Annotated in this window: 20 protein-coding genes; 12 read left to right on the plus strand and 8 right to left on the minus strand. The window is 49.7% G+C overall.

Annotated elements, in window-relative coordinates:
* Positions 1–59 precede the first annotated feature (59 nt).
* Positions 60–824: a DUF3153 domain-containing protein gene (locus C173_RS30660; protein ID WP_036732522.1), complete on the plus strand. Its 765-nt coding sequence runs from the start codon at positions 60–62 to the stop codon at positions 822–824.
* On the opposite strand, the gene C173_RS30665 is transcribed toward C173_RS30660, so the two are convergent.
* Positions 799–3,138, minus strand: coding sequence for an AraC family transcriptional regulator (locus C173_RS30665; protein ID WP_036732524.1), 2,340 nt, complete (start codon positions 3,136–3,138; stop codon positions 799–801). The two genes, C173_RS30660 and C173_RS30665, sit on opposite strands and share 26 nt — an antisense overlap.
* 185 nt (positions 3,139–3,323) lie before the next feature.
* Between C173_RS30665 and C173_RS30670 the strand changes: the two genes are divergently transcribed.
* From C173_RS30670 to C173_RS30690, 5 genes are all read left to right on the plus strand, one after another.
* Entirely contained in the window at positions 3,324–4,853 is a 1,530-nt protein-coding gene (locus C173_RS30670; RefSeq protein WP_036732526.1) for an extracellular solute-binding protein, read from the plus strand.
* 124 nt (positions 4,854–4,977) lie between these two features.
* A complete protein-coding gene (locus C173_RS30675) occupies positions 4,978–5,439 on the plus strand; it encodes a GNAT family N-acetyltransferase (RefSeq protein WP_036732529.1) in 462 nt (153 codons plus the stop codon).
* On the plus strand, positions 5,432–5,917 hold the full coding sequence (locus tag C173_RS30680; RefSeq protein WP_235192077.1) for a GNAT family N-acetyltransferase: 486 nt from the start codon (positions 5,432–5,434) through the stop codon (positions 5,915–5,917). Before C173_RS30675 ends, C173_RS30680 begins: the two co-directional genes overlap by 8 nt.
* 251 nt (positions 5,918–6,168) lie before the next feature.
* Positions 6,169–7,566, plus strand: coding sequence for a helix-turn-helix transcriptional regulator (locus tag C173_RS30685; protein WP_036732627.1), 1,398 nt, complete (start codon positions 6,169–6,171; stop codon positions 7,564–7,566).
* Positions 7,567–7,874: 308 nt separating this feature from the next.
* Complete coding sequence (locus C173_RS30690) at positions 7,875–8,153, plus strand: type II toxin-antitoxin system RelB/DinJ family antitoxin (RefSeq protein ID WP_036732534.1); 279 nt, start codon at positions 7,875–7,877, stop codon at positions 8,151–8,153.
* A gap of 43 nt (positions 8,154–8,196) precedes the next feature.
* On the opposite strand, the gene C173_RS35250 is transcribed toward C173_RS30690, so the two are convergent.
* Complete coding sequence (locus C173_RS35250; RefSeq protein ID WP_235192078.1) at positions 8,197–8,649, minus strand: hypothetical protein; 453 nt, start codon at positions 8,647–8,649, stop codon at positions 8,197–8,199.
* Between the two features lie 218 nt (positions 8,650–8,867).
* Here C173_RS35250 and C173_RS30695 point away from each other — a divergent pair, with 218 nt between their 5' ends.
* Positions 8,868–9,290: a GNAT family N-acetyltransferase gene (locus C173_RS30695; RefSeq protein WP_235192079.1), complete on the plus strand. Its 423-nt coding sequence runs from the start codon at positions 8,868–8,870 to the stop codon at positions 9,288–9,290.
* Positions 9,291–9,330: 40 nt separating this feature from the next.
* Here C173_RS30695 and C173_RS30700 read toward each other — a convergent pair whose 3' ends face one another.
* Complete coding sequence (locus tag C173_RS30700; RefSeq protein WP_036732536.1) at positions 9,331–9,609, minus strand: DUF6809 family protein; 279 nt, start codon at positions 9,607–9,609, stop codon at positions 9,331–9,333.
* Positions 9,610–9,749: 140 nt separating this feature from the next.
* Complete coding sequence (locus tag C173_RS30705) at positions 9,750–9,929, minus strand: ribbon-helix-helix protein, CopG family (protein WP_036732538.1); 180 nt, start codon at positions 9,927–9,929, stop codon at positions 9,750–9,752.
* A 964-nt stretch (positions 9,930–10,893) separates the two neighbouring features.
* On the opposite strand from C173_RS30705, the gene C173_RS30710 reads away from it, so the two are divergent.
* From C173_RS30710 to C173_RS30730, 5 genes are all read left to right on the plus strand, one after another.
* Positions 10,894–12,453, plus strand: coding sequence for an extracellular solute-binding protein (locus C173_RS30710; RefSeq protein ID WP_036732540.1), 1,560 nt, complete (start codon positions 10,894–10,896; stop codon positions 12,451–12,453).
* A gap of 116 nt (positions 12,454–12,569) precedes the next feature.
* Positions 12,570–13,538 carry an ABC transporter permease gene (locus tag C173_RS30715; RefSeq protein ID WP_036732542.1) on the plus strand — a complete coding sequence of 323 codons (969 nt, stop codon included), beginning with the start codon at positions 12,570–12,572 and terminating at the stop codon, positions 13,536–13,538.
* A 21-nt stretch (positions 13,539–13,559) separates the two neighbouring features.
* Positions 13,560–14,435, plus strand: coding sequence for a carbohydrate ABC transporter permease (locus C173_RS30720; RefSeq protein ID WP_036732546.1), 876 nt, complete (start codon positions 13,560–13,562; stop codon positions 14,433–14,435).
* A gap of 113 nt (positions 14,436–14,548) precedes the next feature.
* On the plus strand, positions 14,549–15,658 hold the full coding sequence (locus tag C173_RS30725) for a glycoside hydrolase family 88/105 protein (RefSeq protein ID WP_036732550.1): 1,110 nt from the start codon (positions 14,549–14,551) through the stop codon (positions 15,656–15,658).
* 101 nt (positions 15,659–15,759) lie between these two features.
* Positions 15,760–17,103: a glycoside hydrolase family 28 protein gene (locus C173_RS30730; RefSeq protein WP_036732554.1), complete on the plus strand. Its 1,344-nt coding sequence runs from the start codon at positions 15,760–15,762 to the stop codon at positions 17,101–17,103.
* A gap of 339 nt (positions 17,104–17,442) precedes the next feature.
* Here the strand turns inward: C173_RS30730 and C173_RS30735 are convergent, their stop codons facing one another.
* From C173_RS30735 to C173_RS30750, 4 genes are all read right to left on the minus strand, one after another.
* Complete coding sequence (locus C173_RS30735) at positions 17,443–17,856, minus strand: hypothetical protein (RefSeq protein WP_036732557.1); 414 nt, start codon at positions 17,854–17,856, stop codon at positions 17,443–17,445.
* A gap of 350 nt (positions 17,857–18,206) precedes the next feature.
* Complete coding sequence (locus tag C173_RS30740) at positions 18,207–18,845, minus strand: hypothetical protein (RefSeq protein ID WP_036732560.1); 639 nt, start codon at positions 18,843–18,845, stop codon at positions 18,207–18,209.
* Positions 18,842–19,351: a flavoprotein gene (locus C173_RS30745; RefSeq protein WP_036732563.1), complete on the minus strand. Its 510-nt coding sequence runs from the start codon at positions 19,349–19,351 to the stop codon at positions 18,842–18,844. The genes C173_RS30740 and C173_RS30745 overlap by 4 nt, the downstream gene beginning before the upstream one ends.
* 12 nt (positions 19,352–19,363) lie before the next feature.
* Positions 19,364–19,933: a TetR/AcrR family transcriptional regulator gene (locus C173_RS30750; RefSeq protein ID WP_051478698.1), complete on the minus strand. Its 570-nt coding sequence runs from the start codon at positions 19,931–19,933 to the stop codon at positions 19,364–19,366.
* Between the last annotated feature and the right edge of the window lie 30 nt (positions 19,934–19,963).

Raw genomic sequence — 19,963 nt, forward strand, 5'->3', positions numbered from 1 at the left:
TCGCTTCTTCAAGGTACGGTTAAGCTAGTAGCAACAGTCAGCGGATGGAGGGACAGAGGTTGAAGAAACGCAGGTTGAACGGGACTCGAATTAAGGCAATACTGATGATGCTTATGCTTGTCCTGCTGCTTACAGGGTGCGCGCAAGGCACCGCCCATGTAACCGTGAAGAAGGACGGCTCCCTGGATCTGGCCTTCAGTCTTATGCTGGATGCCCGGGCAGAGAAGCTGGTCAGCGGCAAAGTGGAGGAGCTTCTAACCACCCGGCTGGCGGCCGCAGGCATAGAGCTGAAGAAGACAGCAAGCGGCAAATCAACGGAATATCAATTTCATAAATCGTATGCTTCGATGGAGGAGCTGAAGAATAGCAGCAGCGGCTTTGATATTGTAGAGGCCAAGGTGGGACAGACGGACAGGTGGCTGTATACCAAATACGATGTGGTGGCCCAGCCTAAGCTGAACGCCTACTCCGATGAGATTATCGACGGCATCGGCAGCTTGAATGTGCCTAAGTCCCTGGTGCGGCTGCTGATGGGCAGCTTCTCCGTCGATTTCAAATTAACGATTCCCTATGATCTATACGGGGCTAATAATGCGGCCGAGCAAGACGGCAACACGTTAACCTGGCATGTGTCGCTTGCGGATTCCGAGCCGATTCAGCTGGTAGTCTATGTACCGGATATCAGGAATATTGCGATTACTGCAGGCGGCATCTTGCTTATTCTGGCTGTACTTCTTACATGGTTTATCAGAAAAAGAAAGCTGAAGAGGCTCGAGGCCCCGCCTGAAGGCAAGGCCCCTACTCATCGCCCGGGACCGCTCTAAGCTTCGTGTGGAAGCTCTCCCGGTACTGCCCCGGGGTCATCCCCTCCTGCTTACGGAAGGAACGGATGAAATTCTGTGAATTATTGTATCTCAGGCGGGAGGCGATATCCTTCACGGGCATATCGGTCTCCTCCAGCCATTTCTTGGCCATTTTGAACCGGTACATGGTCAGGTAATCACTGAAATAATACTGCGTCTCCTTGCGGAATACACTGCTGATGTAGTTGGCGTTATAATGCAGCCGGGAAGCACACTCCTCCAGCGTCAGATCCTGGTCATACTCATGCTGGACGATGTCGATCAGCTTCTCGGAGATATTATGGTACTGGGCGTTCTGCCTACTGTGGAAGATGACGATGACCGGCTGGATCACGATGGTCCAGAACCAGTCTTCAATCTCGGCCACGATATGCAGATCGGTCAGCTCCTCGAACAGGGAACCGCCCGCGTGGTAGATCTGATTCAGCGTAATTCCCGATTCCTGCATCATAATGAGCGTATTGTTCAGCAGCCGGGTCAGCGGAATCTGATATTCCTGCGGCGACAGTCCCAGCGCAAAAATACACTTGAACAGCTTATGCAGCAGCTCCTTCGCCTTATCGCTGTCCGCCAGCTTGATGGCATCCATCAGGTCATTTTCCGTGTGGGTCGGGTAGTTCAAATTGAGATAATGCTTGCCGGAATTGATATTCTCGTACTGGATAATGATACCTTTGCCCAGGGTAATCCGGTGCTTCAGAGCCTCCAGGCTTTCCCGGTAGGCAATGGACATTTTGTCAAACGAATGAAACGGCAGGCTCAGCCCAATGCTGACCTGCAGCTTCAGGACCCCGTTAATCTCCTGCTGGAGCTTCTCCGTCAGCGCATAGAGCATCCGGTGAAAAGCTTCCGTGCTCTCCTCCTCACTGCCGATGACGACAGTCAGGGCATGGCCCATCATCACAGGGGTTAGCCTGTGCTGCGCAGAGACCAGCTCCTGAGTCATATTATGCGCTGCAAATAAGAGCAGATTGAGATCCTTTTTCTCATAGCTGTTCTCCTCGGAGAAGTCGATGCTCAGCGTAATCACAGCCATCGTCTTCCATTCCTCGACTTGCTTGCCGTACCCGTATTGCTCCAGCTCCTCCATCAGCTCGCGTCTTCTCAGATTACCTCCGAACGCCTGAATCAGAAAGAAGGTCCGCACCTGTCCGAGATGCTGGCTAACCTCCTTCTCCAGCTGTGACTTGGATTGGAACAGGGAATGGACCTGCTCACCGATGAGCTGGAATTCATCCGTACGCCCTGCCCGCAGACCGGGACGGCGCAGTCCAATCTGGGTCAACAGCCGTTCGATGGGTGTGTACATACGCCGGGAGCCGAGCCAGGCAAGCAGCACAGACAAGAGCAGCATGAACGTGCAGACGAATACCGTGTAAGTGCCGATTTTGCCGGATTCGCGGGTCAGACTCTTGATGGAGGTGGCCGACAGATAGATCCAGCCGTTCAACTGGGAACGCATATAGGTGATCGAGTAATCAGCTTCATTAAGCTTGGTCTTGAATTGTCCCGATGGCTCAGTGGTAGCGGCGATCTGCTCGAATCCCGTGAATCCGGCCGCTGTGGCAGGCTCTCCGATCAGCTTGCGGTCCGGATGCAGCAGAATCCGTCCGCTTTTATCCAGCACCATAATACTGTCCAGCGGCTGCATATCGGGATTAATGAAGTCCTGGAGACTGCAGGCCGGAATATTGGCCAGAGCCAGTCCGTATTTCTGCAGCTTGGTGGTCGGCAGCTTCTTAATCAGGCTGATGCTGTAATTGCAGCCGGTCACGTTAATGCTCTCTTCACTGTAGAACAGGGAGGAGGGATTCAGCACCCAAGAAGAGCTGCCTTCCACATTCAGCAAATTCGTCAGCTGCTCGTAATTGCGGTATTCATTCAGCCGGTAGAGCCCGGAATTCTTGATCATCCAGTTCTGGCGCTGATTGAGCAGGATGACATCCTCCAGCTTCGTATCGAAGGACTGCATATTGCGGATTTCATTGCGGATGTCGTTATATAAAATGAAATCGTTTTCACTAAGTGGGTTGTTCAGCGCCTTCTTCAGCACCGAAGAGTTTACGACCTGGTTCAGTGTCTGGTTGACAGTATTCAGCTTATGCTCTACATTTGAGGTAATTTGTAAAATGAGTTCCTTTTTGCTTTCATTAACATTTTTTTGAATCTCGCTGGAGGATGTGAAATAGGAGAACGAACCAATGAACAGCACCGGCAGGATGCTGATGGCGAATGCGAACATAGTTAATTTACTGAGAAAGCTAAGATGTTTCAACAGCGTTCAGCACCTTTGCATGAAATAGGAAAATCACTGTCTTAAGTGTATGCATCACGAAGGATAATAACAATAATCATCTGGTGCCGCAATAATCATTTTCTCTAATCATTCATACATAAGCTGCATTATTCAATAGATAGGCTTCTAAGGCAGATAAATATTACGCTTCAGGGGGTTATGGAATGTTCAACCGGTTAACGGGCAGGAAGAAAGCTCTTGCAGGGTGCTTCATCCTGTTCTTATTGTTCATTATATTAAGCGCTTGCAGCGGGGATGAGTCTGGGCGTTCCGATTCAGCGGGGGCACCGGCACCGATCTCGATTCTGGCACCGCTGCATTTTCCGCAGACGCCTTCAGCGGAGCTGATCGCCGAGATTGAGAGACTGACCGGGACTCAGCTCGATATTACCTGGGTGCCGGAAGGCGTCTACACGGACAAAATGAATACCGCACTGACTACCGGCTCCCTCGGCAAAGTAACGTTCGTGAAATTCACCGATTATAATCCGGTCAAGAATATGATCCGCTCGGGCGCTTTTTGGGAGATTGGTCCCTATCTGGCGGAATTTCCGAATCTTAGTCAGCTGAATGCAGCGATCCTGGGGCAGACCTCTGTGGACGGGGGAATCTATGGCCTGTATACCGAAAGGCCGGCCTCCCGGCAAGGCATTATTATCCGCAAGGACTGGCTGGAGAAGCTGCATCTCAGTCCACCCGGAACGCTGGAGGAGCTGTACGAGGTGATGAAGCAGTTCACCACGAATGACCCGGACGGCAACGGCAAGGCAGACACCCTCGGACTGGTGGACCGCAACGATCTGGTGTACGGGGTATTCAAGACGTTAAGCTCCTATTTCGGCACGCCGAATAACTGGAAAATCGAAGATGGACAGTTCATCCCGGAATTCGCCACCCCTGAATATATGGACACGATGAACTTCATGCGCAAATTATACAAGGAAGGGATCATTAACCGGGATTTCGCCCTGACCAGCAAGGAAGTGCAGCGGGACAAATTCATCCGGGGAACGGCCGGGATCTTCATCGGGAGCATGACGGATGTGCAGCGGCTCTCCATTGAGGCCAAGGCGATCAACCCCAAAGCAGAGCTGACGCTGATTAACCGCATTAAGGGGCCGGATGGATATAAGGTATGGTCCATACCCAAGTATAACGGCTTGTACCTCTTTTCACGTAAAGCCATTGCTACCGAGCAGGAGCTGAAGCAGGTGCTGGGATTCTTCGACCGCACGATGGATGAGGATGTAGCGGGCCTGATGGCCTACGGCTTCGAGGGCCGCCACTATAAGCTGGACGGGGAAGGCAAAGTGATTCTTCCGGAAGAAACGTCCCAGCTTCGGGTGTATGAGGTCAATCCGCTCAATTCCCTGATGATCGCTGATGTAGGCAATACCCATATCAAGGAGGTCGCACAAAAAGAGCAGCTCACCGCCCTGGCCGACCAGCTCAGCCGGGATAACGAGCAGTTTCTGGTCGATGACCCTACCGTCTCGCTAACCTCGCCGACCTATGACGAGAAGAACGCCGAGCTGTCCGCGATCATCGTGGATGCCACCTACAATTATATTCTCGGCAACATCGACGCCGCCGGCTTCGCCGGGGAGGTCGAGAAATGGCACGCCAGCGGCGGCAGCCTGATTATTCAGGAGTATGGGGAGGCGGAGGGGAAGGCGCGGGAGGGGGAGGAGTGAGGGATACAGGGGCAGAGACGGAATTACGGCCAACTCAGAGATAACCCGCTCCATGTTCGCTTACAACTTCTAAATTGTGGTAAGATAAGGGTTATTCTAACTTTCTGAATTATAAGGAGAAAACATGAAACCAATCGTTATCCAACCTGTCAACGCCCAGAATTGGGAGGAAGCTCTAGAGATATCTGTCTGTAAAGAGCATAGGCACTTCGTTCCTTCAGTGATGGAGTCGCTAGCATATGCCTATATCAAGCCGTGGGATGAAGCGTTAGATCCGTATATTCTGTCCATTGATGGCGAAATTATCGGATTCTTCTATCTTTCATTTACTCCCGGAAGCTCAGATAATTACTGGATTGGCGGGTTTCAGATTGACCACAGGCACCAACGAAAAGGCTACGGGAAACAAGCAATGATAGAAATCATTAAGTTCATTAGAGAAGTTCATCCGAAGTGCAGCCTAATATCCTTAACGGTGGAACAAGAGAATTCAGTAGCACAGAAGCTGTATGAAGGATTAGGATTCACCAGCGAGCAGCGCTTGAATCAGGATGGGGAGATCATCTATACCATTCAGCTTGACTGAAGATCAATTCATAATGAAGGTTGTGAACACTTTGACTATTGTTGAATTACATAAGATTACCCCCGAGCTGGAAAACGAATGTACTCAATTGAGCGTGAGCACGGAGCAACTGGACTTGGTGGCAAGTAATGCAGATTCCCTTGTGCATGCGGTAAATGAGCCCACATCGGTACCCTACGGTATTTTTGCTGAAGGAAAGATGGTCGGTTTTATCCTGTTTGACAATGAGAGATATACTGACGGTTACTATTGGATTCTGAGATTTATGATTGACGGCAAATTTCAGGGCAAAGGTTATGGGAAATTAGCCATTAAAGAAGTCATTAAGATGCTCAGAGCCCGGGAGGACTGCAAACAGATCAGGGTATCGCATATTCCGCATAATCTAAACGCCAATAAGCTCTATAAGGATATGGGATTCACCGAGACTGGGGAGCTTGAAGATAACGGGGATATTATATTGGGTTATTCGATGTGAGCATTTTCTTAGGCCTTGAGTGAATCCTCAAGGTCTTTTTTTTGCGTCCGAAACTATGCATTACTCTATTCATGAAAGTGAGGGGGATGGCTATTATACCAATAGTGGCAACCCTAATGCCAAAAATTTAAAGTTTAGGAAAAATACATAAATAAAGCTTGAAAATTGAATCGACCACTGGTATATTTTGTATAGATAAAAGGGATTTTATTCAATTTATTGCCAAAAATAATAAGAAAGGTGGTTGTGACTTGGAGGCAACAAGCACAATTTTATCGGAATTGGAGGAGTATCTGAAACAGACGGCTTTGACGATTACCCAATTTGCCAAGCGTTCTCAGCTTCACTCCGGGACACTCAGTAATATTATTAATGGGCACCGGCCTATTGCGATGCAGCAGTTGGACCGGATCACCCGGGCCATGGGACAGGAGGAGGGATTCTTCTACGATCTGTACATCACTAATTACATTATTGAAGGTTCGACAGACTGGCGCAGGGTTGGCCCGTTGTTGCTCCGCTGTGCTGAGCTGGACAAGCTGGACAGTATTCGGAGAATTGCCCGTCATGTTATGGATAATCTGATGTATGCGCCCCTGTTGTTCGATACGGCTGAAGAGCTGTTTAACACCGGGAAAAAGGAGGCTGCTGCCGCAATCTACGAGATTGTCGCCGAGACCGAACAATTCCAGCATTCAGAGCGGCTGGCGCTCTGCCATTACCGGTTGTTTACCATATCGCTTAGCGATGATCAGGACAGAAACCTGTGGGTGGCCAACCAGTTTGAACCTTTCGTTGAGCGCTTGGACGAAATAGATCAGCTGGATGCACTCAAAGAGCTTGCCAATACATATCGTTCCTTACAGCGCTGGGACAAGGTCGATGAATGCGCCGCCAAGATGGGTCACAAAGCTAGAATTCAATATGACTTGAAGGTCCGGCCTGAACGGCGAATGTCCGAGTCTACCAAGCTCCCCGGCAGACCCCTGTTTTTCTATATCGCCTACAGTGACTTGTTGCGGGGCAATGTTTGTGATGAGCTTGGGGATTATGAGGGGGCGTTGGGTTACAAGTATGCGTATGCTGATTTAAGTTGGGTAAAAGAGCAAGGTGATGCAGTAGAGCATTGGAAAAACCTCTTCCATGAATGGTCAATGGCAAATATTTATATCACAAAGCTATTGAGTGGCGATATCACGGTATTGGGATCATATGTAAGCTATATTGATAAGCACAGAAATGAACTAGTCATGGGACTATTACATATTTTGAGAGCCGCTAATAAAAATCAACTTAATATTGATAGAACACTTGAGTTATATCAGCAAGAGATAGAAGAGATATTAAATGATCTTGTTAAAGGCAGTTATTCCAGAAACCTTGCTATGGATCGGCAAGCTAATTTAATTTATGAACTTGCTTATTATTATTTAAATAAAGAGGAGCACTCTAAAGGTTTTGATTTATTGTTAAAAACTATAATAAATTTCCAAAACTTAAATAATGAAAAGAATATACTTGAATGTGTGACTCTATTTGAAAGGTTTAGAAACGTAGCCAATCAAGAAATTCAGGATCAGTATCAAACTCAACTTTTAGGAGGGTTTTCTCATGAAGAAAAAGGTTGTTATATTTCTTACGGTTCTTAGCATTATTTTAGTGCCAATTGTGGGAGGGCCTAACGTACCTAGCTCTCCTGGAATTACATTGTTCAATCACGGGGAAGGCTGAATAATTCCTTCAAGTCTCAAATCACCATCATCCTACAAGCTAAACTTAAAGTCCTACTACAGATTCTTGTGGTGGGATTTTTTCAGTAACATCAGCCAGCTCGTTTCTCCAATCAAGCAGACTTCAAGCACACACCTGAACGATTTGCAGAAATATCCGCATCTCCAGAATGGAGCGGTGGAGCTTAGATTCGATGTAAACAATATTTATGAAAGAGGTGTTGAGAATGGCTCAAACCAATATCAATATTCGGATTGATGAAGACCTAAAAAAAGAAGCGGAATTGCTTTTTTCAGATTTGGGATTAAACATGACAACGGCGATAAATATCTTTGTTAGACAGTCACTACGCCAAGGTGGAATTCCTTTTAAAATCACAACTCAGACTGATCCTTTCTATAATCCATCCAACCTCAAATGGTTAAAGCAATCCATCCAACAGATGGAGCAAGGAAAGACTGTGACTCAAACAATGAACGAATTAGAGAATATGGCTGATAAGTAAATGTTATACTGTGGCTAGAATATAAGCATCCAATCACAGTCGCTCACTCCCAGAAGACTTCAAGCACACACCTGAACGATTTGCAGAAATATCCGCTTCTCCAGAATGGAGCTGTTGATGCAAAAGAAGGCCCCGCCGCTTCAGCGGTGGGGCTTAGATATGGGACTAATCTACGACACAGACAATATATTCTCCGCAATACTTGAGGACGAGGAATCCAGTGTATTATCAAATAATTGTCTACGGAAAACCTCCCCATCTTCCATCCTGCTAATCCATTCAAACATCGTTTTGGCATGTCCTTTGCAACCTTCGTAAGTGATGCGTTTACGCACTCCAGATAAAAAACAATGAATGGTTTTAAATTACCTTGTGTGGCCTCCATCAGCGTATCATAGTAATCTTCAATTCTTTTATCGAAGAATTCTTCAAAACTAAATGCACGCGGAAGCTCAGTAGAGGCTAGTTTTTTTGTAATTTTGATAAAGCTGTTCAACCTCTTTGAATTCCATTGTATTGCAGTAAATTACATCTACGATGTACTTTAACATGGTTTTATATTGTTAAACCAGTCTACACTAAGGCCCCGCCGTGCGAAGACACTCCTTAGACTTATGCTGATTAGTACAAATATTTCTTCGAAAGTTCCATTATCTTTATATCTGTTCAATGTTAATCTGACCAGAGGAAAAGATCTGTAACTAATAAACATGAATGAAAGTTGGTGCTGAGATGAGTATACGTTACGCTTCAAATATTGAGTTTATCACTAAGGAGGCGCTTCAAGAGTTATTTCTATCTGTAAATTGGGAGTCCGGGAAATATCCGAATGAGCTTCTGCAAGCAATTCAAAGCTCTCATTCCATTGTGGCAGCTTGGGATGGAGATAGGCTTATTGGCCTGGTAAATGCTCTGTCTGATGGTGTTTTAACAGTGTATTTCCATTATATGCTTATCGATCCCAGTTATCAGGGGAAAGGAGTAGGTAAAAAAATGATGACCACAATGCTCAATCGATATAAAGAATATAAAAATAAAGTGCTAATTTCTTATCCGAGTGCAGTGGATTTTTATTATAAGTGTGGATTTTCGAGTGAGCATGGAGCTACGCCTATGTTTATTTCAGAGTTGGTCTAATGCCGCACTTCTCCCGGGAATGATACGGGCCATTTGATTATTACGGAGTCTCCCGATTGCTCATCACTTCAATTAATAGGTTTGCCCCCAACTTGAATCCATGATGAAAGGCAGCTTCCACATGCATGCTGTTCACGCTGTCGCACAAGTCCAAATATTCCTCTAGTTCTCGAAACACTTCTTCCCCTAAACGTTCACGCCATTGATGTAACTCTGCTGTTACCTGTCTGTATGCAGAACGATATTCTGGATGTGATGGCACAATGTTCATATTGGATTTAAGCTTCCCATGGTACAAGGCTTCCAAAATTGCTGTCATATTCGTCCTCCCATTGTTATCATCGCATCGCTTGAATGAGCTTCCTGCACATGGTAGGATATTTATGCAGTCTGCTTATCTAAGCGGTTGCGTGTTAGGAAGTAGCGATGTTCTTTGCGGGACTCACGCTGCTTCCTTTTCTATTTTTGGAGCTCGTCAAACACCTTTTCAATTCCCATGCGCACAATTGCAGAACGTGACATATTAAGCGTTTTGGCAGAAGCATCCAGCTTGCTCATAATTTCATTATCGACACGTATCTCAATCGTTTTGCTTTTGGGATTGTCAGATAGAGGACGCCCCAACTTTTTAGAGGACATTTCATCACCTCTTTTTGCCCTGACATTAATATATTATTGCCTGGACAAAAACTCAATGAGTTCCTTCATGATTGATCTGCCTTTTTATACGAAATAATGCAGCTAACTTCGATAAAACTATATGCTTATACAAGCACAGATGCTATGAAGACCGGAAACAGTTGGATTTCTTCCACTTGCTGATGAACTAATAAACGCTGCAAGAAATGATAGTTGGAAAAACAACACTTAAATCCGTCCAATTCAGCCGTAGTAGGAAAAACTAACATAATTAGATGCCTTTTTTCCAACTACTTTTGCCTTTTCTCAAAAAACGGCTAAATTAAGATACATTTTTCCACCTGTTTGTTGCAGGAGAAGTAAACCTCTCCTTTCAATCCCGCCTGTTGCCGCTCCCGTTCTCCTGGACCAATCCCAGCTTCATCGTCCTACCCGCAGCCTACCGCTTCCTCTCTACAACTCATCTTCACCGCTCTACCGGAAGCCCTTAATCCAAGCCCCGCCGCGCGAAGCGGCGGGGCTATTCCCTTTGCTCCCCTTTCAAGGATATACGTTGAAAGGACCTACCTCTGGAGCGGCAGAAAGGGACGGAGGGAGGTTTGGAACTGGAGGAGCGGTAGCGTCCGCCTTTAGGTTTGGATTTCTACCGCTAGTAGCGGTCCGAATCAAGAAATCCAAACCTAACAGCGGCCGGAAGTCCAAAGCTCACGCAGTCCCGCCCGCCGCCGCACCTACCCGCTGCCGCACCCGCCCGCAACACAGTTCCGCCCGCCGCCATTTCCGTCATGCCAACACCACTCCCACGCTCTAGCTTTCAATGCCTATCCCCCCATCACACGATAATCATTAACCCACACCTCCCGCCGCTGCGCACCTTTATGAGCAAATGATTGTTTTCGTAATCCAGCGCAGAGCGTAATGTGAGGCTTGTAACCAATACAAGTTAAACGGAGGTCAAAGAGGAATGACGAAAAAATCCTTCACCCTGCTCCTAAGCTCGCTGCTGACACTCAGCATGTTGTCCGCTTGCGGCGGTAACAACAACAAAGAGGCGGCAGCCACGAAAGACCCGGGCGCCAGCACCGGGACCAACACAACCGCAACCACGGACCCGGCCGCAGAGCCGGAGAAGCCAACTGAGATCAAGATTATGCTGCCGCTGAATACGACAGATACTCCACCGGATACGATCAAGAATGAAGTGGAGAAATTGACGAATACGAAGCTGACCTACCAGTTCTTCCCAGCCGATACGTATGAGGAGAAGCTGAACTCCTCGTTCGCCACAGGCTCCCTGCCGCAGGTGACGTACCTGAAGAATCAGACGACCTTCCTGCAGATGAAGGAAGCGATCAAGGACGGGCAGTTCTGGGAGATCGGGCCGCTGCTCAGCGAATTCCCTAACCTGAATAAGCTGAAGCCGGAGATCCTGAATAACACCAAGGTAGACGGCAAGCTGTATACCCTGTATATCGGCCGTCCGCTGGCCCGCCAGGGCATCATCTACCGCAAGGACTGGGCGGATAAGCTGGGACTGAAAGCGCCGGCCAACACGGAGGAATTGTTCGCGATGGCTAAGGCTTTTACCGAGCAGGACCCGGACGGCAACGGGAAAAAGGATACCATCGGCGTGGTGGACCGCAATGAGCTGGTGTATGGTGCGTTCAAAACGGTCTCCTCCTGGTTCGGCACCCCGAACAACTGGGCCGAGAAGGACGGCCAACTTGCGCCCGAGTTCACTTTTCCGCAATATATCGATACCATGGATTTCTTCAAAAAGCTGCGTGAAGGCGGTTACATGAACCAGGACTTCGCAGCAACCAGCAAGACGGATGCGGTCAATATGTTCACCAGCGGCAAAGCCGGGCTCTATATCGGCGGCTCGATGCAGGACATCGATTCCCTGAACAAGGACCTGATCAAGAACGTGCCGGATGCCGTGCTGGATACGCATAGTATGGTGGCTGGACCTGACGGCAAGTTCGCCCAGTGGATGATTCCCGGCTATAACAACGTCGTGCTGTTCCCGAAATCGGCGGTGAAGGATGAAGCGGAGCTGAAGAAGATTCTGAAGTTCTTCGACTACATGATGACTCCTGAAGTATCGAACCTGATGTACTGGGGCATTGAAGGCACACACTATACCGTGGTGGACGGCAAAGCCAAAGCGACCGACAATAAAGAGCTGATCGAGCGTGAGGTCAAAGGCTTCAAGGACAGCGTCATCGGCGAATACGAAACGAACGGTATGTACCAGAGCTTAAACGTGCTGCCGGGCCGGATTCATGCAGAGGAGCTGGTGCTGGAGAACGTGAAGTACGGGGTCGCAGATCCTACGGCGGCGCTCGACTCGGCAACCTATACGTCCAAGGGCGTAGAGCTGCAGCAGATTATTGCGGATGCGACTTACAAGTACATGTATGGTCAGCTTGATAAGGCCGGCTTCGAGAAGGAAGTCGAGAACTGGAAGAGCCGGGGCGGGGCGAAGATCATCGAAGAATATAATGCCGCGTACAAAAAATAAACAGAGCGCAGCCGCGATAACAGCGGACTGAACACAGGAAGAGGGCTGCCCCGGGTTAGCGCTCCGGCAGCCTTTTTTTCTACTATAGAATAATTTACAGAGAAAGGAAGAGAATCATGCAGGAAGTAACCGCCCCGCCCCGCGTAGTTCCCGAACCGCAGCCGAAGAAATACAAGAGCAGCAGTGAGCTGAAGAAGCGGCTGTGGCGCAACAAATTGCTCTATGTCATGCTCATCCCCGGCGTGCTGTATTTCATTATCTTCAAATACTTGCCGATGTACGGACTGATTATTTCCTTCCAGGATTACAAGCCTTACCAAGGGATTACCGGGAGCGAATGGGTGGGCATGAAGCATTTCAGCCGGCTGTTCACCGAGCCTGATTTCTTGAACATATTAGCCAATACGCTGATTCTGTTCGGGATGAATATTCTGATTTATTTTCCGATTCCGATTATTCTGGCCCTGATGCTTAATGAACTCAGAGGCACCTTCTTCAAAAGATTCTTCCAGACCCTGGTGTATCTGCCCCACTTCATGTCTTGGGTTATCGTCGTCTCGATCTCCTTCGTCATGGTGACGATGGACGGGGGGATTATCAACGAGCTGCTGGCTTACTTCGGATTCGCCAAGATCAATTTCCTGCTGAGTCCGGGCTGGTTCCGGCCGATGTATATCCTTCAGGTTATCTGGCGGGAAGCAGGCTGGGGGACGATTATCTATCTGGCTTCCATTGCGGCTATTGATCCGGGGCTCTATGAAGCTTCGCGTATGGACGGAGCCGGACGGCTCAGACAGGTCTGGCATATTACGCTTCCGGCCATCCGGGGAGTGATCATCACCCTGTTTATTCTGAAAATCGGTTCCGTTCTCGACCTGGGCTTCGAGCATGTCTACCTGCTGCTCAACTCCATGAACCGCGAGGTTGCGGAAATTATCGATACGTATGTCTACACCGCCGGTCTGCGGCAAGGGCAGTTCAGCTACAGTACAGCCATCGGCTTCTTCAAGTCGATTGTGGGCCTGATCATGGTCATGACCGTCAATAAGGTGTCCAAGAAAATAGGAGAAGAAGGCGTATATTAAAATGCCGCAGGAGGAATTCAAATGGTAGAAGACCGCACATTCAGCGGCAGACTATTCTCTGCCGTCAACTTTATACTGCTTGCCCTGATCGCACTGGTAACGGTGCTGCCGTTCATCCATGTGGTAGCAGGCTCCTTCACAACCAGTGCTGAGCTGGCTGCCAACAAGTTTGTGCTGATTCCGAAGGTATGGAGCTTAGAGGCGTACAAATTTATTTTCTCCACGAATACGATCTTCAGAGCCCTAGGGGTATCGATTGGAGTCACGCTGATAGGCACGCTGTTCAGTATGTTCATCACGGCGCTGATGGCCTACGGTCTCTCCCGCAAGGATCTGGACGGCCGCCGGGTGTTCAACTTCCTGGTGGTGTTCACGATGCTGTTCCACGGGGGGATGATTCCTACGTTCCTCGTGGTGAAGGAGCTGGGGCTGATCGACTCGTATGCGGCGCTGATTCTTCCTTCCGCGATCAGTGCGTTCAATATGATTATACTCAAGAACTTTTTTCAGAACATTCCGGAGGGGCTGGAGGAATCGGCCAAGATTGACGGCTGCAATGACTTCGGGATTCTGTTCAAAATCGTGCTGCCCCTGTCGCTGCCAGCGATTGCCACGATCTCTCTGTTCTACGCCGTGACGTACTGGAACACTTATATGAGCGCCATTCTCTATCTGGATAACAGCGCCAAATGGCCGATTCAGGTCCTGCTGCGGCAGATTGTCGTGCTGGCCAGCGGGATGGATCATAGTGCGACACTGGACGGCACGGTTCCGCCGCCGGATCAGACGATCAAGATGGCGGTTATCGTGGTCGCTACGCTGCCGATTCTGATGGTGTATCCGTTCCTGCAGAAGCATTTTGCCAAGGGTGCGATGCTGGGCTCGATGAAGGGCTGATGACTGACGGCTGAAGGATGAAGGATGGAAGGATGGAAGGATGGAAGGATGGAAGGAGGGTCGCTGAGATAGAGGGGCCGCCGGATATTCTGACCAATTGAAGGGGGATTACGATGATAGGCAGTCTGCCGCAAACACCGATTGAATGGGCACAAAAGGCCTGTGATTCATTAATGGATACGTATCAGGCGGGAGAACTCCCGCCTGCGCACCGCTGGCATTATCATCAGGGCGTATTCCTGTGCGGGATGGAGCTGCTGTGGAAGACGCTCCGGGAGGACCGCTACATCCATTATATCCAGCAGTATGTGGATGATCTGGTGGATGAACAGGGGAATTTCGACTTTGCCCGGGATGAGCTGGATGCCGTGCAGGCGGGGCTGCTGCTCTTCACACTGTATGAACGGACCAGTAAGCGGAAATACCGGGAGGCTGCGTTCAAGCTCCGCCATCTGCTGCTGACGCTGAACCGGACCTCCGAGGGCGGGTACTGGCATAAGGACAAATATCCGCACCAGATGTGGCTGGACGGGCTGTACATGGCCGGGGTGTTCTCGCTGAAGTACGCGAATACTTATAGAGACGATGCCTTGCGGGCCGAGGTGCTGCACCAGGAGCGCCTGATGCGCAAATACATGAAGGACGAGGCGACCGGCCTGCTCTACCATGCCTGGGATGAGAGCCGCCGCATGCCATGGTCGAATCCTACCACCGGCTGCTCGCCGGAATTCTGGAGCCGCTCGCTTGGCTGGTACGGGCTTGCCGTCTCACAGTTCATGGATGAACTGCCGGAGACTGATCCAGGACGGGCCGAGCTTGCAGCCGAGCTAAGCGGATTCGTACAGGCGTTGATCCGTTATCAGGACCCGCAGAGCGGCCTGTGGTATCAGGTGGTGGATAAGGGACATGAACCTGATAATTGGCTGGAGACCTCCGGCTCTTGTCTGTTCGTCTACACGATTGCCAGAGCAGTGAAGCTGGGTATCCTTCCGGCTGAAATTGCGGATGAAGCGGCGGAAGCAGCGCGTAAAGGCTACGAAGGCTTAATTCAGGTGCTCCAGTGGGATGAGCAGGGCCGGCTGCTGCTGCCGGATATCTGCATCGGAACCTCGGCGGGAGATTACCGTAACTATGTAACCCGTCCGAAGGTCAGCAATGATCTGCACGGCGTGGGCGCGCTGGTGATGGCCTGTGTGGAGATGCAGGATTTGTATCCGGCATAAGCGGAGTGGAGTTAGAGGGCTGCCGGTTCAGACATAGGCACAATAGAGCCGGAAGCTGCCTGGATCAGCCCGACAGCGGATGACAAGAATGGAGGTGGACAGTGTATAACATAGTGGACTACGGAGCGCAGCGGGACAGCGGAGTACCGGCAACGCAAGCGATTGCGGACGCGGTTGCAGCAGCACGCAGTGCCGGTGGCGGAACGGTATATATTCCGGCCGGTACCTTCCTGACCGGCGCAATCCGTCTATACAGCAATATTGAGCTGCATGTCAGCCCCGGTGCGGTATTGTCCTTCAGTACCGATCCGGCGGATTATCCTGCCGTGGAATCACGGTGGGAAGGGGTGGAGCAGGAGGTTCATGCAGCCTGCATCTACGGAGTGGGCCTGACTAATGTCTCTATTACCGGGAGCGGAACCATTGACGGGAATGGAGAACCTTGGTGGGAGAAGCACCGAAGCCGCCCGGAAGAGCTGGAGTATCCCCGTCCAAGACTGATTGGTTTCGACGATTGCAACCGGGTGACGCTCCGCGATCTGACGCTGGTAAATTCCCCAAGCTGGACGGTGAATCCGATTAATTGCAGCAATGTGATGATCGATAATCTGTCGATTCTGAATCCGGCAGATTCGCCGAATACCGATGGAATCAATCCCGAATCCTGCCGCGATGTGCGTATCAGCAACTGCCATATCGATGTCGGCGATGACTGTATTGCCATTAAGGCAGGCACCGAGGATACCCGGGAGCGGATTCCCTGCGAGAATATCACGATTACGAACTGCGTGATGGTCCACGGCCACGGCGCGGTGGTGCTGGGCAGTGAGATGAGCGGCGATATCCGCAATGTGACGATCAGCAATTGTGTATTTAAGCAGACGGACCGCGGCATCCGCATGAAGTCCCGGCGGGGACGGGGCGGGATTATTGAGGATATCCGGATCAGCAACATTGTGATGGAGGATGTGATCTGTCCCTTCACGCTGAATCTCTACTATTTCTGTGGGCCCCGGGGCAAGGAGAAATACGTCTGGGACAAGAATCCGTATCCGGTGACGGAGGAGACCCCGCAGTTCCGGCGGATTCATTATGCCAATATTACGGCCCGCAATGTCCATGCAGCGGCGGGATTCCTGTACGGGCTGGCGGAGCAGGCCGTACAGGAAATCACCTTCACCAACATCGATATCTCGATGGCGGAGCACGCGGTGCCCGGCCAGCCGGATATGATGGCAGGACTTCAGGACATGCAGCGCCGAGGCTTCTTCCTCGGCAATGTCCGCGAGGTGCAGTTCCAGCAGGTCACAATTGAGAACCATGACGGCCCGGCCTTTTATGTTGAGAATGGGGAAGAAGTGGAATTCCTGAACTGCCGCTCCAGGAACACGGCCAAGCCGGAGAAGCTGGTGGAGCAGGTTGGTGTGGAGTTGCCGGTGAAGTGAGAATGTAACGCCAATGGGCCGCCGAATTACTGGAGATGAAGTACTCTAAATTCAGCAAGATAGCGGTATGCCAAAGAGCCTGGTCCTGTTAGGGGCCCGGGCTCTTTGGGGATAATAAAAGTTGTACTACTCATATTAAAAAGCACTAAAGAAATAAACAAAAAGCAAAAGAAGCGGAGGGGAAATTTGGAACTGTAGGAGCGGTAGCGACCGCCTTTGTCACCGGATTTCACTCGCGAACAGCGATATTAATCAAGAAATCTGGGGACAACAGCGGCCGGAAGTCCAAATGTTCACCGCAGTGACGGTGAAGCTTCAAGTTCAAAACTTAAGTGCTTCTTATTCAACTTGAATTTTTAAGGCATAAATCGCGGAACCTTTCTTCCAAGTAGCCATTACTCCATAAATGTAGGTCCCTTTATCATCCGGGATATTAAATTGGTTAGAATCGGTTATATCTTTGAACTTGTATTTACTAAAGTGTTCTCTTATTAGTATGGAATCAGGTGTAGAGTCAAATTGTATATTAATTGTAGATCCGCCAGGAATGATCTCGGGATCTTTCTCCTCCATAGCTTCCCATGGACCACCGTATAATTCTTTGGCACCCCAACTATATGTACTAATATCCACAGGAACAACTTCACCAGTCTCCAAAGTAGCGCTCATTTCTGGTAAAGGCATGGGGTTAAATCTACTACACCCAGTGATTATCATTATAAGTGCTAATAATAACTTTCCTATCCTGTTCATAAGCATCCCCTTTTTGGCAGACTATGTAACAGGTATTCTATACTACGATTGCAAAAAAACAAACAAAGTGATAGTTGCATTCTGTACATTTAAAAACAGTGAAAAGGAAGGTTCGCCGCTTCTAAATGTAGTTTGTACAACTAAATCTGCCTGAATGGGGGATAAAGCCGGTATTGGTGGAATTTAGGTGTACGAAATACAACTAAACGTATCATCGGAGGAATATCAGGTGATTTAGATGTACGGAGTGCAATTAAGTCCTAATTAAGTCCTAAATTTAGTCCTCCACTTGTACCTTAGTCGGGTACGGCAGCCCGCCACCGCCAGTATGCAATTAGTTACAGTATTCGTTACATCCGCCGCCGCAGATCCTTCGGCTTCAGTCCGTTCTCCCTGGCTGTGCGGTGCCAGAAGGAACGGGTGGAATAGAATTTCCAGGCAAAGCGGGGGAAGTTCGGGCTGAAGAGCAGGGATTCCCCGGCGCTTCTGGACTGGATGCTCTCGGCCAGGCTATGCATGGCACGGCCCAGATTCTTCAGCGGCCCCCGGCCCAGAGGCACCTTATCCAGGGAGCCCAGCATTTCCCCGGCGCCTTGGCCTATGGCTTGCCCGAAGTGAACACCGGCGCGCGTGCACCAATTCTTAAGGATCTCCACCGCAATGTGGTTCTGCTGTCCCTCGTAGAAGCCGTTGTTAATCAGCGCATAGACGTAAATCTCCCGTTCGCGCTCGGTCTTCAAATATCCTTCCAGGGTAACCAGCAGCTGGAACAAGTGTGACGGAACTCCGTCATAATACAGGGGGAAGGCCAGAACCAGCACATCCATGCGGCATAGCTCGCTGTATTCTTCAGGAGTGAGCGGTCTTTTATTCGGCGTATAGGGGTGCAGTTCGTTCCCGTCCGCAATCAGCGGCTCCAGCATGGACAGCAGTATGCCCGAGTTGCTGCCGTTTGGCTTGGGGCTGCCGTTAATCAGCGCGATGTTCATTGGAGGGCCTCCTTAATGTGCTGCGGGCTGGTGTGGAAATAGACATTGTTCTCTGACGAATACAGATTCAGGCCGTTTGCCGCGACCAGCATTCGGGCCGTATGCTGCTCACCCTCCGTAAGGTCACTGCCATAGAAATGTACGGATAATTTGAACTGGTGCTTATAGCGGGGCCGGTGATGTGTCTCCCCGTGTGTGGTGACAAAATAGGGCAGCATGTAGGAGAGGCTCCGGTTCAGCACATTCAGCACAAAGGGGCTATAGCTGCCGTACATACATTTACTGATGATCATGAGCTCATCGCTGCGGGAGAACAGCTCGCCCAGATTGTCGTAGCCATCTCTCTTAATGACGCATGTCCCGGGAGTCCGGGTCCAGCAGCCGAAGCAGCCCATGCACGAACGGATCGCACCGCTATCCGAGATGACCGTTACTTCCTCTTGCGCCGTATCCCCCAGCCAGCCCGCGAATTCTTGCTCCTGCAGATCGTGTATGATCGTTCTCAAGACTTCATCTCCCTAAAAGATAGATTTAAGCTCCAGCAGATCGCGCCAGTTGCCAGAATAACGCACTCCGTTATTAGTAAGCAAAGCCGTAATTCCATGCACCATGGACCAGAGTGTAACTAGGTGCTTGGTGAATTCCGACTCCGGCAGCCCGCTGCTGCGGAACACTTCATAGACCGTTGTCCGGAACAGGGCAAATGGCGGATAGCTGTCAGAATCGTAGTTGTCCAGATCAATAACGATGCCTGAATGGTAGAACAGAAACTGGAAATACTGTGGATGCTCTATGAAAAAATCAATATAGGCCTGCCCCAGCAGAATAATCGTATCAGGGTTCCCCTCCTGGCCTTGAACCGAGGCATGCAGAGTGTCCATAAACTGGCTCGTGACATGCTCCCCCATGGCGGCTACCAGTTCATCTATATTTTTAAAATGGCTGTAGGGAGCGGTATGGCTGACTGCACATTCGGCGGCTACTTTGCGCAGGGAAAAGCTATTCATGCCGTCCAAGTTAATCAGCTTGATGCCAGCTTCGATCAGCTGGTTGCGTAAATTGCCGCGGTGGTAAGGTTTATCTTTCAAGGTATGCATTCTTCCTTTCATACTTGTCTG

Origin of the sequence: Paenibacillus sp. FSL R7-277 (assembly GCF_000517965.1) — a bacterium.
Classification (GTDB): domain Bacteria; phylum Bacillota; class Bacilli; order Paenibacillales; family Paenibacillaceae; genus Paenibacillus_AQ; species Paenibacillus_AQ silagei.

Bases quoted from the DNA above. Each gene is read 5' to 3' on its own strand.
- C173_RS30670 (WP_036732526.1), top strand. From the start codon at position 3,324: ATGTTCAACCGGTTAACGGGCAGGAAGAAAGCTCTTGCAGGGTGCTTC.
- C173_RS30675 (WP_036732529.1), top strand. From the start codon at position 4,978: ATGAAACCAATCGTTATCCAACCTGTCAACGCCCAGAATTGGGAGGAA.
- C173_RS30690 (WP_036732534.1), top strand. From the start codon at position 7,875: ATGGCTCAAACCAATATCAATATTCGGATTGATGAAGACCTAAAAAAA.
- C173_RS30695 (WP_235192079.1), top strand. From the start codon at position 8,868: ATGAAAGTTGGTGCTGAGATGAGTATACGTTACGCTTCAAATATTGAG.
- C173_RS30700 (WP_036732536.1), bottom strand. From the start codon at position 9,609: ATGACAGCAATTTTGGAAGCCTTGTACCATGGGAAGCTTAAATCCAAT.
- C173_RS30705 (WP_036732538.1), bottom strand. From the start codon at position 9,929: ATGTCCTCTAAAAAGTTGGGGCGTCCTCTATCTGACAATCCCAAAAGC.
- C173_RS30710 (WP_036732540.1), top strand. From the start codon at position 10,894: ATGACGAAAAAATCCTTCACCCTGCTCCTAAGCTCGCTGCTGACACTC.
- C173_RS30715 (WP_036732542.1), top strand. From the start codon at position 12,570: ATGCAGGAAGTAACCGCCCCGCCCCGCGTAGTTCCCGAACCGCAGCCG.
- C173_RS30720 (WP_036732546.1), top strand. From the start codon at position 13,560: ATGGTAGAAGACCGCACATTCAGCGGCAGACTATTCTCTGCCGTCAAC.
- C173_RS30725 (WP_036732550.1), top strand. From the start codon at position 14,549: ATGATAGGCAGTCTGCCGCAAACACCGATTGAATGGGCACAAAAGGCC.
- C173_RS30735 (WP_036732557.1), bottom strand. From the start codon at position 17,856: ATGAACAGGATAGGAAAGTTATTATTAGCACTTATAATGATAATCACT.
- C173_RS30740 (WP_036732560.1), bottom strand. From the start codon at position 18,845: ATGAACATCGCGCTGATTAACGGCAGCCCCAAGCCAAACGGCAGCAAC.